Annotated in this window: 15 protein-coding genes; 2 read left to right on the top strand and 13 right to left on the bottom strand. The window is 71.4% G+C overall.

Going from position 1 to position 14,005, the window contains the following annotated elements; translation table 11 throughout:
- Positions 1–12: 12 nt before the first annotated feature.
- From B079_RS0102550 to B079_RS0102520, 7 genes are all read right to left on the bottom strand, one after another.
- On the bottom strand, positions 13–957 hold the full coding sequence (locus tag B079_RS0102550; protein ID WP_018544201.1) for a type II secretion system F family protein: 945 nt from the start codon (positions 955–957) through the stop codon (positions 13–15).
- A gap of 7 nt (positions 958–964) precedes the next feature.
- Positions 965–2,302: a CpaF family protein gene (locus B079_RS0102545; protein WP_018544200.1), complete on the bottom strand. Its 1,338-nt coding sequence runs from the start codon at positions 2,300–2,302 to the stop codon at positions 965–967.
- 95 nt (positions 2,303–2,397) lie between these two features.
- Positions 2,398–2,754 (bottom strand): TadE/TadG family type IV pilus assembly protein, encoded by a 357-nt coding sequence (locus B079_RS0102540; protein ID WP_026248278.1) that lies wholly within the window; start codon positions 2,752–2,754, stop codon positions 2,398–2,400.
- Position 2,755: 1 nt separating this feature from the next.
- Positions 2,756–3,184: a TadE family protein gene (locus B079_RS0102535; protein ID WP_018544198.1), complete on the bottom strand. Its 429-nt coding sequence runs from the start codon at positions 3,182–3,184 to the stop codon at positions 2,756–2,758.
- A 6-nt stretch (positions 3,185–3,190) separates the two neighbouring features.
- A complete protein-coding gene (locus B079_RS0102530; protein ID WP_018544197.1) occupies positions 3,191–4,432 on the bottom strand; it encodes an AAA family ATPase in 1,242 nt (413 codons plus the stop codon).
- Positions 4,433–4,444: 12 nt separating this feature from the next.
- Complete coding sequence (cpaB, locus tag B079_RS0102525; protein WP_018544196.1) at positions 4,445–5,146, bottom strand: Flp pilus assembly protein CpaB; 702 nt, start codon at positions 5,144–5,146, stop codon at positions 4,445–4,447.
- A gap of 65 nt (positions 5,147–5,211) precedes the next feature.
- On the bottom strand, positions 5,212–6,075 hold the full coding sequence (locus tag B079_RS0102520; RefSeq protein ID WP_234016733.1) for a hypothetical protein: 864 nt from the start codon (positions 6,073–6,075) through the stop codon (positions 5,212–5,214).
- A 327-nt stretch (positions 6,076–6,402) separates the two neighbouring features.
- On the opposite strand from B079_RS0102520, the gene B079_RS0102515 reads away from it, so the two are divergent.
- Complete coding sequence (locus B079_RS0102515; RefSeq protein WP_018544194.1) at positions 6,403–8,106, top strand: chitinase; 1,704 nt, start codon at positions 6,403–6,405, stop codon at positions 8,104–8,106.
- Between the two features lie 74 nt (positions 8,107–8,180).
- Here the strand turns inward: B079_RS0102515 and B079_RS0102510 are convergent, their stop codons facing one another.
- Positions 8,181–9,059 (bottom strand): hypothetical protein, encoded by an 879-nt coding sequence (locus tag B079_RS0102510; RefSeq protein WP_018544193.1) that lies wholly within the window; start codon positions 9,057–9,059, stop codon positions 8,181–8,183.
- A 53-nt stretch (positions 9,060–9,112) separates the two neighbouring features.
- Here B079_RS0102510 and B079_RS35115 point away from each other — a divergent pair, with 53 nt between their 5' ends.
- Positions 9,113–9,250: a hypothetical protein gene (locus B079_RS35115; protein ID WP_018544192.1), complete on the top strand. Its 138-nt coding sequence runs from the start codon at positions 9,113–9,115 to the stop codon at positions 9,248–9,250.
- 51 nt (positions 9,251–9,301) lie between these two features.
- Here B079_RS35115 and B079_RS0102500 read toward each other — a convergent pair whose 3' ends face one another.
- The 5 genes from B079_RS0102500 to B079_RS0102480 form a co-directional block, all read right to left on the bottom strand.
- Entirely contained in the window at positions 9,302–9,871 is a 570-nt protein-coding gene (locus tag B079_RS0102500; RefSeq protein ID WP_026248276.1) for a hypothetical protein, read from the bottom strand.
- 76 nt (positions 9,872–9,947) lie between these two features.
- Complete coding sequence (locus B079_RS0102495; RefSeq protein ID WP_018544190.1) at positions 9,948–11,495, bottom strand: GntP family permease; 1,548 nt, start codon at positions 11,493–11,495, stop codon at positions 9,948–9,950.
- Positions 11,496–11,655: 160 nt separating this feature from the next.
- A complete protein-coding gene (locus tag B079_RS0102490) occupies positions 11,656–12,066 on the bottom strand; it encodes a RidA family protein (protein WP_018544189.1) in 411 nt (136 codons plus the stop codon).
- Positions 12,063–12,827 carry an IclR family transcriptional regulator gene (locus B079_RS0102485; protein WP_018544188.1) on the bottom strand — a complete coding sequence of 255 codons (765 nt, stop codon included), beginning with the start codon at positions 12,825–12,827 and terminating at the stop codon, positions 12,063–12,065. Before B079_RS0102485 ends, B079_RS0102490 begins: the two co-directional genes overlap by 4 nt.
- Positions 12,824–13,924 (bottom strand): sugar kinase, encoded by a 1,101-nt coding sequence (locus tag B079_RS0102480; RefSeq protein WP_018544187.1) that lies wholly within the window; start codon positions 13,922–13,924, stop codon positions 12,824–12,826. The genes B079_RS0102485 and B079_RS0102480 overlap by 4 nt, the downstream gene beginning before the upstream one ends.
- Between the last annotated feature and the right edge of the window lie 81 nt (positions 13,925–14,005).

The following is a 14,005-nucleotide window of genomic DNA, read 5'->3' as shown; positions in this document are numbered from 1 at the left end:
TCCGTCACCCCCTCACACGTCGATCCGGCTCATCCGGCGGATGAGGAGGAAGCCGAGGGCGTACAGGGCGAAGGCGATGATCACGCACGCCTGGCCGACCGGTGAGCCGGTCATGCGCTCCAGGGCGCCGTCCTTGACCCCGTTCATCAGGAAGAGCGCGCCGATGCCGAGGACGGGGACGGCGTACGAGGTCATGGTCACCTGGGAGAGCTGGGTACGGATCTCGCGCCGGGTCTCCTTGCGTTCCTCCAGGGTCTCGGTGAGGTTGCGCAGCGCCGACACCACCTGGCCGCCCGCGCGGTTGGCGAGGACCAACGTGGTGACGAGGACGACGAGTTCACGGGAGGGCAGCCGGTCGGCGAGTTCGCCGAGCGCGTCGTCCATGGACTGGCCGATCGCCAACTGGTCGGAGACGCGCGCGAGTTCTTCGCCCGCCGGGGCTTCCAGCTCTTCGGCCGCCATGCCGATGGCGGTGCGCAGGGCCAGTCCCGCCTGGGTGGCGTTGGCCAGGATGCGGGCCAGTTCCGGGAGTTGGCCGATGAACCGCTCGATGCGTTTCTGCCGCTGCCAGTTGAGGAACTGGACCGCCGCCCAGATGCCGAGGAGCCCGGCGATGGGCCCGAAGAAGGGCGCGAGGGTGGCCTCCCCGACGATCCACAGCCCGGCGACCACCACGAGCATGTAGACGAAGAACTCGCCCGGGCTGACGTCCAACCCGGTGGCGGCGAGCCGTAGTTCGAGTCTGCGGCCGAGCCCGGTACGGCGCAGTCGGCGGTCCAGGCCGCGGAAGTGCCGCCTGCGCCCGCCGGAGGAAAGCCGGCCGGTGTGCGAGAGGCGGTCGACCAGGGCCGCGCGCCGGGCCCGCCCCGCCGCGTAGCTCTGCACGCCGAGCACGGCCAGGACGCAGGTCAGCAGGGTGATGCCGGTGGTGAACCGGACGAGCGTGGAGAGATCCATGGGTGGCCTACCTGGCTTCTCGGGTGGCGAGCTGGGCGTCGGAGTGGGCGACGCCGAACGCCTGCGGGACGGGCTGGCTCGCCATGTGGAGGCGGTCGGCGGTGCGGCGGGGCAGCGGGAAGTACTGGAAGGCGCCGGGCACCCGGCCGTCGGCGGTCATCGGACGGGCGTCGAAGCGGGCGACGGTGGCCAGGCGGTACGGCTCGCCGCCGTGGCTGTCCAGGAGGGCGATCTCGGTGATGCGCCGGGCGCCGTCCGCGAACCGGGTGAGCTGGACCAGGACGTCCACCGCGCTGTTGATCTGGTCGTGCAGCGCGGCGAAGGGCACCTCCACGTCCGACATGGAGGCGAGGGTCTGCAGCCGGGTCAGCGCGTCCTCGGCGCTGTTGGCGTGCACGGTGGCCAGCGAGCCGTCGTGGCCGGTGGACATGGCCTGGAGCATGTCCAGGGACTCGCCCCCGCGCACCTCGCCGACCACGATCCGGTCGGGCCGCATCCGCAGCGAGTTGCGCACCAGGTCGCGGATGGTGATCTGCCCGCTGCCCTCGACGTTGGGCGGCCGGGACTCCAGACGGACCACATGGGTCTGCTGGAGCTGGAGTTCGGCGGAGTCCTCGATGGTGATGATCCGCTCGTGCGCCGGGATCATCCCGGACAGGGCGTTGAGCAGGGTGGTCTTGCCGGTGCCGGTGGCGCCCGAGACGATGATGTTGAACTTGGCCTGCACGAGCCCCGCCAGGAGATACACCATCTGCTCGTCCAGCGAGCCGAAGCCGATCAGCTCCTGGAGCGTGAAGGACCGCGGGAAGCGGCGGATGGTGAGCACGGGCCCGGTCAGCGACAGCGGCGGGATGATGACGTTCACCCGCTCACCGGACGGCAGCCGCGCGTCGACCATCGGATTCGACTCGTCCACACGGCGGTTGACGGTGGAGACGATCCGCTCGATGGTCTGCATCAGCTGGTCGGCGGAGGCGAAGCGCAGCGGGAGGCGTTCGACCCGGCCGCCGCGTTCCACGAAGACCGCGTCGGGGCCGTTGACCATGATCTCGGTGACCGAGGCGTCCTCCAGGAGGGGTTCGAGGATGCCGAGGCCCAGGGCCTCGTCCACCACCCGGCGGATCAGCTGGGCACGCTCGACCGTGGAAAGGACCGGCCCCTCACGGCTGATGATGTGCCCGAGCACCCGCTCCAGGCGGGCCCGGCGCTCGGCGGGCGCGAGCGCGCTCATCTCCGCGAGGTCGATCTCCTCCAGGAGTTTGGCGCGGTAGGAGGCGACGAGATGGCCGTCCTCGCCCCGGCTGCCCTGCTCCTCGGGGGAGTTGATGCGTGCCCGCAGACTCATGGGTCGGCTGCTCCTCGGTCCTGGTCGGTGGTACCGGTCAGCGGTCCTGGTCGACAACTCGCCAACGCCCGTGCGCGGGCGCCGGATTGGCGCGGTCAGTGGTCGAGCGGCATCGTCGCCGTCTTGTGGGCGGCGCCGAAGCTCCACCCGGGCACGAGCCGCGGTATGTCCACGGAGGCCGTGACGGTGACCGAGTCCCCGCCGCCGCCCCCGCCCGTGCAGCTCACCTTCAGGCCCCCGCTGACCGCCCCCGCGCACGCCGCCTGCGCGCCCTGCCCCAGGGAGGCCGCGCGGGCCCCGGCGCGGGCCGCCGTACTGGCCTGCTCCGCGGCGTAGGCGACGGCGCCGATCTGGAGCCCGGCGAGCCCGACGATCAGCAGCACGGGGATGAACCCCAGGTACTCGATGGCCACTTGGCCGCGATCACGTCTCCGCTCCCGTCCGTACCGCATCTCAGTGCTTCACCTCCTCCACGGCACCGGCGTGGCCGTGCACCGTGACCGGGAAGTCGATCGAGCCGGGGAAGAGCACGGGAACCTTGAGGGACACGTCGGCCGTGACGAACCCGGAGCCGCCGCACGCCACCGTCGCGCCCCCTCTCCAGTCCCCCGACAGGTGCTCGAGGGCCGCCGTACGGCAGGCGGCCTCGCGCGCGCCGCCGGGCGCCGCCGCCGTACCCGCCCGTACGCCCTCGTCCGCAGCATTCCCCGCGAGCGTGAAGGCGTACCCCGTGAGCACGCACTGCCACATGAGCACCAGGGTCAGCACGATCAGCGGGGTCATCCCGAGGAGTTCGACGGCGACCTGTCCCCGGTCCCCGGCCGCCCTGCGCGTCGCGCCCCCGGCCGCGCCCCTCCTCGCGTCCCCGGCCGCAGTCCTCATCGCGCCTCACTCCTTCCGCCGCCGGAAGCCGACCGCGCCCCGGTCGCCGCGTTGCCGTCCGCCCCGGTGCGCGGGGCCCTCCGGGGGCTTGGCGAGGCCGAGTTCACCGGCGAGGCTCCACAGGGCCTGCTTGACGGTGCTGCGGTGGTCGAGTTCGTGCAGCCGCCCGGAGTCCACGACGCCCTGGAGTTCCTTGAAGGCGGCGGGCACGGTCGTACGGGCCAGGGCGGTACCGGTGATGCGCTGGACGAGCGCGGGCTGGATCTCGGTGGCCCGGCTGAACCGGTTGAGCACGACGGTCGTCTCCTCGGCCTTGCGGATCTGGAGCCGGTCCCACATCCGCACGGTCCGTTTGGCGGCGCGTACGGCGATCACGTCCGGGGTGGCGACCAGGAGCGCGGTGTCGGCGCCCTCCACGGCGGCGGCGGTCGCGCCGGTCAGCTGGGCGCCGCAGTCCAGGACGACGACCTCGTAGCGCGAGCGCAGCGCGGCGACGGTGTGCCGTACGGCGCGGTCGGTGACCTCCTCGCCGCGCTCGCCCTCGCCGGGGGCGAGCAGCAGGGCGAGCCCGGAGTCGTGGCGGAAGACGGCGTCCGCGAGCACGCGCGGCGAGATGTCGCTGATCGCGGCGAGGTCGACCACCGAGCGGCGGAACTGCACATCGAGGTACGAGGCGATGTCGCCGGTCTGGAGATCGAGGTCCACGAGCGCGGTGCCGCGGCCCGACGCCTGGGCGGCCAGGGCGAGTTGGATGGCGACCAGGCTCGCGCCGACCCCGCCCTTGGCCCCGCTGACGGTGACGACGGTGCCGCCGGGCCCCTCGACGGCGCCGTGTCCGAGATGGCGCCGTACCCCGGTGGACCACTGGGCCACCGCCTGGACGCGGTGGGCCAGTTCCTCGTACGACAGCGGCAGCGCGACCAGGCCCCGGGCGCCGGAGTCCATCGCGGCGGCGAACAGCGCGGGTCCGGCGTCGGTGGTGACGAGGATGACGCCGACGGCCGGGAAGCGCAGGGCGATCTCCCGGATCAGCTCCAACGCCGGTACGGGGCCGATGCGTTCATGGACGACGACGACCTCGGGCAGTTCGTCCACCGACTCGGCGGCGAGCCGGGCGAGGGTGTCGACCAGCTGGGTCGAGTCACCGACGGGCGGGACGGGTTCGGCGTCGGGGAGCTGGCTGAGCAGGGTGGTGAGCGTGCGGACGGCGTCCGGGTCGGCGCCGGCCGGGAGAATCCTGGTGGGCATCCGGGCGGCCTCTCACTTGTCCGTCGCGAGTTCGTAGGTGCGGTCCCGGTCGGGTACGGCGGGGTCGCCGCCGGGGGCCACCAGGGCGAGCCGGACCCGCTTGGCGAAGGACTCGGCGTAGGTGACGCGCTGGGCGTCCAGGGTGGAGAGCGCGAAGGTGATCGGGACGGCGTCGGTCGGCTGGTTCTTGTCCTGGTCCGGGTCGAGGGCCTTGATCCGGCCGACGTCGATGACGCGCGCGTCCGTCACGATGATCTTCGACTGGTCGGGATCGCCTTCCTTCTGGCCCTCGAAGGTGGCGTAGACGTTGACGCGGGCCCCGGTCGTGATCTTGCCCGCGACACCGGTCGCCGCGTCGATCATGATGGCGACCTCCTGCTGCCCCGGGCGGAGCGCGGGCCGGGCCACGATCATGTCGCTCTGGAGCAGCGAGCCGGGGCGCAGCGTGGTCACCGCGATCTTGCCGCGCACCTGGGCGAGATCGGTCACCGCGTTCTGGGACAGCCACCGCTTCGGCATCCGGATCTTCTCGAACTGCCCGGCGTTCAGGGCGGTGTACGGCTTCACCGCCGACCGCACCCGGTAGGCGGTCACCTCGGGGCCGACCTTGGACTGCACGTCGTGGACGACGGAGAGCACGCCGGCGAACGCGCCGAGCGCGCACAGGACCGACAGGATCAGGAGTATCACGCCGCGGCGCTGACGGGAGTTCATGAACCGTGCAACCTCATTGGGGGAATCGGTCGTGCGGGATATGAGCGCGGGGGCCGGGCGGCCGGTCAGGCGGGGGCGCGTCGTTCCAGGGCGGCGCGGGGTGCGGGCGGGTGATGGGTGGGCGGGGTGGCGGAGCAGAAGACGCAGCGGTCGCCGATGACGTCGACGCCGCACCAGTGACAGACGGACTGCCGTACGGAGGTGACGAGTTGGTACAGCACGGAGAGGTCGGCCAGATGGGCGCAGAACTCGACCAGCCGCCCGGTGCCCCACCAGGCGGCGGACTCGGCGGGCAGCGGGGCCTCACGCATCCCGTGCGCGCCCCAGGAGTTGACGAGCGAGGCGGTCCAGTCGGACTGGAGCTGCCCCTTGGCGAGCAGCAGCCAGGTGCCGAACTCCGGTCCCTTGAGGGCGGCTCCGGGCACGGCCTTGACGAGCTGCGGCTCGGGGTGGGCGACGACGGCGAACTGGGTGCCGGGCACCCAGGACTTGGCGTGCGCCTTGAGCCCCACCGGCACGCGGTCCAGCCGGGCGACCGAGCCGAGGACGGCTCCGGCGTGGAGGTAGTGGGTGAGCAGCCGCCCCGCCGAGGCGAGCACCCCGGGGCTCAGGTCGCAGGAGGCGAGCTGCCGTAACTGCCGCGCCAGCACGGCGACTCCGAGCGGCGGCAGCTCGGGCACGAACAGCGCGATCCGGTCGCTCTCCAGCAGCGCGCGCAGGGTGTACAGACGGCGCAGCACCGGCTGCGGGGTGGCCTGCGAGCAGACGACGACCAGGTGCCCGAACTGCTCGACGAGCGCCTGGACCTCCAGCAGCGTCTGCTCCAGCGGACGCCGGTCCAGATCACGCAGCACCACGGCGGGCATGGTCCGTTCGTCCTGCGCCGGCAGCGCCAGGTCGACACTGGTCACGGCAATGGCAGTTGGCACACGCAGCTCCCCGCTCTTCACATCACCCGACCCACGGGCGTCACTCCTGCGGGGCGGGACGACTTCATTGCGTGACTACCTGAGCACTGTATCCACGGCTCGATCACGGGAGAACAGCGTTTGTGTAGCTCGTGGGGAACTTGCCAGGCGCAAGCCGGGCCAAACCGGGACGGGTTGATCAGGTGGGTGAAGTTCCCTGCCCGCGCCACGACTTGACAGGTGGATTGGTCTGGACCAACTTGTACTCATGGGGTGGAGGTTCTTTCCCACTCCGTTCTCCCCCGCGAACTCCCCCACTGGAGGCTCCAGTTGGACCTCGTATCCGTCATGCCCGGACGCGGCGGACGCGTCCGTGCCCGTACCTGGTCGGCCGCTGCCGCGCTGGCGCTCGCGGTCGCGGGTCTCGCCGCGGCTCCGGCCAGTGCGGCTGACGTCAACAACGCGAAGAACGCCGGGTTCGAATCCGGTCTGAGCGGCTGGACCTGCTCGGCGGGCAGCGGCACGACCGTCTCGTCCCCGGTGCACGGCGGCTCCGCCGCGCTCAAGGCGACCCCGGCCGGGCAGGACAACGCCCAGTGCACGCAGTCGGTCGCGGTGAAGCCCAACTCGACGTACACGCTGAGCGGTTGGGTGCAGGGCGGCTACGCCTACCTCGGCGTCACCGGCACCGGCACCACCGACGTGTCGACCTGGACCCCGGACTCCCCGTCCTGGAAGCAGCTGACGACCACCTTCACCACGGGCTCCGCCACCACGTCCGTCACGGTGTACACCCACGGCTGGTACGGCCAGGCCGCCTACTACGCCGACGACATCCAGGTCTACGGCCCCGACGGCGGGGGTGGCGGCGGCGACAACCCGACGGTCCCGGCGGCCCCGGGCGGCCTCGCCGTCTCCGGTACGACCTCCTCCTCCATCTCGCTGTCCTGGAACACGGTGTCCGGGGCGAGTAGTTACAACGTCTACCGCGACGGCGCGAAGGTGGCGTCGGCGAGCGGGACGTCGGCCACGGTGTCCGGGCTGTCCGCCTCCACCTCGTACTCCTTCCAGGTCACGGCGGTGAACTCGGCCGGTGAGTCGGTGAAGTCGCAGACGGTGACCGCGACCACGGCGGCCTCCGGCGGCGGGGGCGGTGGGGGCGGCGCGCTGCCCAAGCACGCCGTGACCGGCTACTGGCAGAACTTCAACAACGGTGCGCAGGTCCAGAAGCTGTCCGACGTGCCGTCCGCGTACGACATCATCGCGGTCGCCTTCGCGGACGCCACCTCCACGCCGGGCGCGGTCACCTTCAACCTGGACTCGGCGGGCCTGAACGGCTACACGGTCGACCAGTTCAAGGCCGACATCAGGGCCAAGCAGGCGGCGGGCAAGAAGGTGATCATCTCGGTCGGCGGCGAGACGGGCACGGTGTCCGTCAACGACGCGAACTCCGCGGCGAACTTCGCCAACTCGGTCTACTCCCTGATGCAGACCTACGGGTTCGACGGCGTCGACATCGACCTGGAGAACGGCCTCAACCCGACGTACATGACGCAGGCGCTGCGCTCCCTGTCGTCGAAGGCGGGCTCCTCGCTGATCATCACGATGGCCCCGCAGACGATCGACATGCAGTCGACCTCCGGCTCCTACTTCCAGACGGCCCTGAACATCAAGGACATCCTCACGGTCGTCAACATGCAGTACTACAACAGCGGTTCCATGCTCGGCTGCGACGGCAAGGTCTACAGCCAGGGCTCGGTCGACTTCCTCACCGCCCTCGCCTGCATCCAGCTCGAAGGCGGCCTCGCCCCCTCCCAGGTCGGCCTCGGCCTCCCCGCCTCTACCCGCGCGGCCGGCAGCGGCTACGTCTCCCCCACGATCGTCAACAACGCCCTCGACTGCCTCACCCAGGCCACGTCCTGCGGCACCTTCAAGCCCTCCCGCACCTACCCCGCCCTCCGCGGCGCGATGACCTGGTCCACGAACTGGGACGCGACGGCGGGCAACGCGTGGTCGGGTGCGGTGGGGGCACACGTCCACGCCCTGCCGTAACACCCTGACCGCTCCCGCACACGAGGGTGCCCCCGGACCGACACCGGCCCGGGGCACCGTCATATGGTCGCGGGCTACTCGGCCGAAGGGGCGAACAGCTCGTCCGCGTCGGTCGCGTGGACGGCGCGCTCGGCCCAGACCTCGACCTGGCCCCGATCGGTGCACGCGAGTACGCGCTCACGGACGCCGTCGGGGACCGGGATTCCACGCCATTCGAGAATCTGGAGCACCACCTCGGCCTTGGCCTGAACCCGGCCCTCCTCGCGCACCTGTTCCGCCAGCGGATGGCGCCAGAAGTACTGGATGGCTGTCATCAGGTCCCTCCACATCTGTTTCGCCTGGGGGTCGGTCAGGCAGGAGTCGACGAACTGGACGAAGACCGCGGCGCTGTCGGCGTCGATGGTCTTCAGGGCGGTGGCGAGTGATTCCAGTATGGGCGCGGCTTTCGGTCCACGCCCATGTGTCATCGCGGAAAGCACCGCAAGGGGGACGTCGCGTTCGGCCTCACGCTCGTCGGTGATCACCGGGACGTTGTCCGGGCCCAGGACGAGGGGCCGTACGGTCAGCGAGTGCCAGCCGGGGAAACCGAGCCGGATGGGGCGCGAGGCCCACTGGGCCGTCGCGCTGTTCTGAGTGATGACGATGAGGACCGGTTCGCAGCGGTATTTCTCGTACAGGTAGGACAGGTAGTACGGCCAGCTGCCCCGCTTGCGGTCGTCCACCTTGCCCTGGGACTCGACCACGAGCAGATACGTGCCGTCGTCCGTCTCGGCCCGCAGCAGCGTGTCCACACGCCGCTCGACCGGCTCGATCTCGGTGAGATCCACGTTCAGCGCGGCGATCTCATGGGGTTCGGGGAACGGCACGTGCAGCACACGCTGCAACGCGCGGGTCAGCAGTGCGGGGTCCTTCTGGAAAATGCGGTGCAGCGCCTCGTGCGACGAGCCGACCATCAGCTCTCCTTTCCGTACGACCTGCTCAACGAGCGAGTCGACGGGAGGTCAGCGTGACGGCGTACTACGACGACCAAAGGACGGCGGCGATGCGCTGCGGCTGCTGGCCGATGCATGACGTACTCCCGGTGGACGACACGGTCCACCGGGAGCTGTCGGAATGGCTGGCCCTGGTCCCCGGGCTGCCGTGAAGGCCCCGGCTGGGGCCTTCACGCACAGAGCTCATAGAGCGCGCTGAGCGCTCAGGCTTCCTCGAAGTACGCGTCCAGTACCGCGTCCAGTTCCGATTCCCACTGGGCGAAGTCGGAGCGGGACTTCGCTTCGATTTCGATGGGGTACCAGCGGTGGTCGGGGGTGTGGACGGTGATGGTGAAGCGTTTGCCGAAGCGGGGGGACTCGGTTTCGACGGCGGCGATCTCGGGCCAGGAGAACTCGCAGTTCTCCTCGTCCAGGGAGAGATGGACGCCGGTGCGGTCCGCCAGTATGCGGGCGCGCCGGTCGGCCGCCTCGAAGACCGGACCCTCGGCGGGCTCCGGGGAATCGTCGTCGACGTCCCCCGCCGCCGCCTCGGCCTCCGGTTCCGCTTCGGCCTCGCTCTCGGGCTCCGCCTCCGCCACGGCCTCGGTGTCAGCCTCCGCCTCGGGCGCGCGCTCCGCCTTCGGCTTCGGTTCTTCCTCCGGCTCCGGGCCACCCGCCTCCGCCGCCGGCTTCGCCGGAGGCATGAGGCCGGGGATGAAGGCCGGGTCGAATCCGGCGCCCGTGAGGGGCTCGCCCTTCACGGGCTTGCTGCTCGATCCTATGCGCTGGTCCACGGCGGCAGTATGGACGACTTACCTGTGCCGGAACCACCCGACGCTCCTTTCCCACCGGTAAGTCCCCAACGCACCCTCAGACGAACACACTCACCACCGCCGCCACCGCGAACCCCGCGACGGACAGCACCGATTCGAGGACCGTCCACGTCTTCAGGGTGTCCCGCTCGCTGATGCCGAAGTACTTGGCCACCATCCAGAAGCCGCCGTCGTTGACGTGCGAGGCGAAGATCGAGCCCGCGGAGATGGACATGATGACCAGGGCCGCGAACGCCGCCGAGTGGTGCCCCTCGGAGAGCAGCGGGGCCACGATGCCCGCCGTCGTCACGATCGCCACCGTCGCCGAGCCCTGCGCGACCCGCAGCACCAGCGAGATCAGATACGCCAGGACGATCACCGGAAGCCCCACGCCGTGGAACGTGTCCGACAGCGCCTGCGCGACCCCGCTCGCCTTCAGCACCGCGCCGAAGATCCCGCCCGCGCCGACCACCAGCAGGATGTTGCCGACCGGCTTGAGGGAGGCGGTGGAGACGTTCTCCAGGGACTTGCGGGACCAGCCGCGCCGGATGCCGAGCAGGTAGTACGCGAGCAGCAGCGCGATCGTGAGGGCCACGAAGGGGTGGCCGAAGAACTCGATCACCGAGCGCCCGGTGGACGGGTCCAGCGCGACCGAGGAGAACGTCGCGGCGAGGATCAGCACCAGCGGGGTGCCGATGATGCCGAGCACCACGCCCAACGGGACGGGCTTCTCCTGCGGTTCGGCAGCGGAGACCGGTACGTCGCGGTCGGGGGCCGGTACGTCGCTGCCCGACGTACCCCCCACCGCCACCGGCCGCGCCACCGCCACCCGCTCCGCCGCGACCGTCCGCCGCGCCTCCTCCGCCGCTTCCACCATGTCCTGCGGCACGGGCACGAAGATCCGCCGCCCGATCCACGCGGAGTACGCCCACGCGGCAAGCACCGCGGGGATGCCGCACACGATGCCCATCAGCACCACCCAGCCGAGCTGCACATGCAGCAGCCCCGCCGCGGCCACCGGGCCGGGGTGCGGGGGCAGGAAGGCGTGGGTCATGGAGAGGCCCGCGAGCAGGGGGAGGCAGTAGAGCAGGATCGACTTGCCGCCGCGCTTGGCGGCGGCGTAGACGAGCGGGGCAAGTACGAAGATGCCGACGTCGAAGAAGACCGGGATGCCGAAGATCAGGCCGGTCAGGCCCATGGCGAGCGGCGCCCGGCGTTCGCCGAACAGCCGCAGCAGCCGCGCCGCCAGCACCTCCGCGCCCCCGCTGACCTCCAGGATCGCGCCGAGCATGGTGCCCAGGCCGATGATGATCGCGACGTGGCCGAGGATGCCGCCCATGCCGGACTCCAGCGTGGAGACGGCGTCGGAGCGCTGGACGGTGCCGAAGAGTTCGGTGACCGAGAGGCCGGACAGCAGGCCGACGGTTATGGAGACCGCGAGCAGGGCGACGAACGGCTGCAGTCGCACCTTGATGATGAGGAAGAGCAGCAGGGCGATGCCGATTCCGGCGACGGTCAGCAGGCCGGGGGTGCCGTCGAGGAGCAGGAGCAGTCCGCCGGTGTGGGGTGGCGCCGCGGGGGCGGGTGCGGCGAGGGAGAAGGACATGGGAGGGGGTCCTCTGCGTGAGTACCGTACGTGCATCGGGCTTTCGGGCAGGGTGGGGCGCGGCACGGCACCCCGAGGGGGATGCCGTGCCGTGTACCTGGTGCGGGTGGTGCGAGAGAGACGTACGCCCGTCTAGGGGCGGGACGTCACGAGAGCGACCTCAGCCGAGTACGGCCAGCGCGTCGATCTCGATGAGGAGCCCCGCCGGAAGGCCGACGTAGACCGTCGTACGGGCGGCGGGCGGCTGGGTGAGCCCCTGCTCCTCGAAGTAGGTGTTGTAGAGGGCGTTCATCTCGGCGAAGTGGTCCACGTCGGTGAGGTAGACGCGGATCATCATCACGTCGTCCCAGCTCGCGCCGCCCTCCTCGAGGATCGCCTTGACGTTGGCGAGGGTCTGGAGGGTCTGCTCGCGCAGGGTGGGTCCGGCGGGGGTGGGGGCCTTGCCCTCCTCGGCGGGCAGGAAGCCGACCTGGCCCGCGACCTGGAGAATGTTGCCCTTCTTCACCCCGTGGGAGAACTTCGCGGGCGGGGTCGTGTGGGTCTTCGGGGTGAGCGCGATCTTGTCGGTCATGGGGTGGGGTCCTTCACTGGGGTTCGTCCGGAGTACTCGCCGCTGATCGCGTCCGCGGTACGGCGCACCTGCGGGAGCAGGGCGAGGAGTTCGTCGGCGGTGACGACGACGTTCGGCGCGGAGACCGACATCGCGGCGACCACACGCCCGTCGGCGCCGCGGATCGGAGCCGCGACGCAGTTGATGGACTCCTCGTGGCCGCCGAGGTCGGTGGCCCAGCCCTGTTCGCGCACCTTCTCCAACTCGCGCAGGAAAGCGGCTGAGTTGGGGGTGGAACGGGCCGTGTAGAGGGGGTAGTCGAGCCGTTCCGCGAGGGCGCGGCGCTCGGGTTCGGGCAGGTCGGCCAGGAGCAGCTTGGCGACGGCCGCGACGGTGATCGCGACGGGCTTGCCGACGCGGGAGTACATCCGCACCGGGTAGCGGCTGTCGACCTTGTCGATGTACAGCACCTCGTTCTCCTCGTGGACGGCGAGGTGCACGGTGTGGCCGACGGCCTCGTTGAGGCGGACGAGGTGGGGGTGGGCGATCTCGCGGACGTCCAGGCTCTCCATCGCCTCCTGGGCGAGGGCGAAGAGGCGGGCGCCGAGCCGGTAGCGCTGGTCGGACTGGCGGTAGACCAGGCCGTGTTCGTGCAGGGTGCGCAGCAGGCGCAGCGCGGTGGACTTGTGGACGCCGAGCCGGCCCGCGACCTGACCGAGGTCGGCGGGGCCCTCCGCGAGCAGCGGAAGGATGCTCAGGGCGCGGTCCACGGTCTGGCTCATGGGGTGCTCGTCTCCTCGGTGACCTGGCCGGTTCCGGTCCAGCCGGGGCCGAGTCGCAGTCTCTCCCATGCGTGGTCGTCGAGGGCGGCCAGCCGGTCGGCGTGGTCGCGGGCGGGCGGTGCGGCGAGGTCGCCGGGGGCGGTGAGGGCGGCGGCGGCCATGAGGTGGCCGTGGCGCAGCCGGTCACGTGCGGGCAGGCCACGCAGGGTGGCGGAGAGGAACCCGGCGGCGAAGGCGTCGCCCGCGCCGACGGTGGCGACCACGTCGACGGCGAGGGCGGGGACGTGCGCGGTGCGCTCACCGGCATGCGTACGCTCACCGGCACCGGCACCCGTGCGCCCTCCGGCCTCCGTGCGCTCGTACACCGTGGCCCCGCTCGAACCCTCCTTGACGACCAGCACCCGGGGTTCGGGCAGCAGGCGTCGTACGGCGTCGGCCCCGCCCCGCACACCCCAGGCGTCCTCCGCCTCGTCCACGCCGACGAAGACGAGGTCGGCTCCCCGGGCCAGCTCCAGCAGCACCGAGGCGTCGGAGGCGTCCCGCCACAGCGCGGGCCGGAAGTTCACGTCGAAGGAGACCACCGGGCGCCCGGACCGGGGCGAGGTGAGCGCGCGCATCAGCTCCAGGCACCCGTCCGACAGCGCGGCCGTGATCCCGGACAGGTGCAGCACGCGTCCCGCGTCCACCGCCGCGAGGTCCACGGTGTCGACGGACATCGCGGAGGCGGCCGATCCGGCCCGGTAGTAGGCGACTTCGTGGGCGTCGGTGGCGCGGTCGGCGGCGGTGCGGAAGTAGATGCCGGTGGGCCGGTCGGGGTCCACGCGTACGGCGCTCGTGTCGACGCCGTGGGAGGCGATCCGCTCCACCAGGTGCCGTCCGAAGCCGTCGGCGCCGACGCGGCCGACCCAGCGGGTGGAGTGCCCGGCGGCGGCGAGGGCGCAGACGACGTTGGACTCGGCGCCGCCGATGCCGCGTGCGAAGGCGGGCACATCGGCGAGGCGCCCCGGACGGGTGGGCAGGAAGGTGACCATGGACTCGCCGAGGGCGACGACATCCACGGCGCCGTGGTCGGCGCTCGGCTGTCCGTCGGCGGTCACGATGGTCCTGGCTCCTGTCCGTGGGCCCGGGGTGACGACTTCGTTGACCCCGTGTTGGCCGAGATGTTAGACAGCAGTCAG

The organism is Streptomyces sp. LaPpAH-108 (assembly GCF_000373625.1).
Classification (GTDB): Bacteria; Actinomycetota; Actinomycetes; order Streptomycetales; family Streptomycetaceae; genus Streptomyces.
This window is presented reverse-complemented; position numbering and strand designations above follow the sequence as displayed.

Bases quoted from the DNA above. Each gene is read 5' to 3' on its own strand.
- B079_RS0102550 (WP_018544201.1), bottom strand. From the start codon at position 957: ATGGATCTCTCCACGCTCGTCCGGTTCACCACCGGCATCACCCTGCTG.
- B079_RS0102545 (WP_018544200.1), bottom strand. From the start codon at position 2,302: ATGAGTCTGCGGGCACGCATCAACTCCCCCGAGGAGCAGGGCAGCCGG.
- B079_RS0102540 (WP_026248278.1), bottom strand. From the start codon at position 2,754: ATGCGGTACGGACGGGAGCGGAGACGTGATCGCGGCCAAGTGGCCATC.
- B079_RS0102535 (WP_018544198.1), bottom strand. From the start codon at position 3,184: ATGAGGACTGCGGCCGGGGACGCGAGGAGGGGCGCGGCCGGGGGCGCG.
- B079_RS0102530 (WP_018544197.1), bottom strand. From the start codon at position 4,432: ATGCCCACCAGGATTCTCCCGGCCGGCGCCGACCCGGACGCCGTCCGC.
- cpaB (WP_018544196.1), bottom strand. From the start codon at position 5,146: ATGAACTCCCGTCAGCGCCGCGGCGTGATACTCCTGATCCTGTCGGTC.
- B079_RS0102515 (WP_018544194.1), top strand. From the start codon at position 6,403: ATGCCCGGACGCGGCGGACGCGTCCGTGCCCGTACCTGGTCGGCCGCT.
- B079_RS0102510 (WP_018544193.1), bottom strand. From the start codon at position 9,059: ATGGTCGGCTCGTCGCACGAGGCGCTGCACCGCATTTTCCAGAAGGAC.
- B079_RS0102495 (WP_018544190.1), bottom strand. From the start codon at position 11,495: ATGTCCTTCTCCCTCGCCGCACCCGCCCCCGCGGCGCCACCCCACACC.
- B079_RS0102490 (WP_018544189.1), bottom strand. From the start codon at position 12,066: ATGACCGACAAGATCGCGCTCACCCCGAAGACCCACACGACCCCGCCC.
- B079_RS0102485 (WP_018544188.1), bottom strand. From the start codon at position 12,827: ATGAGCCAGACCGTGGACCGCGCCCTGAGCATCCTTCCGCTGCTCGCG.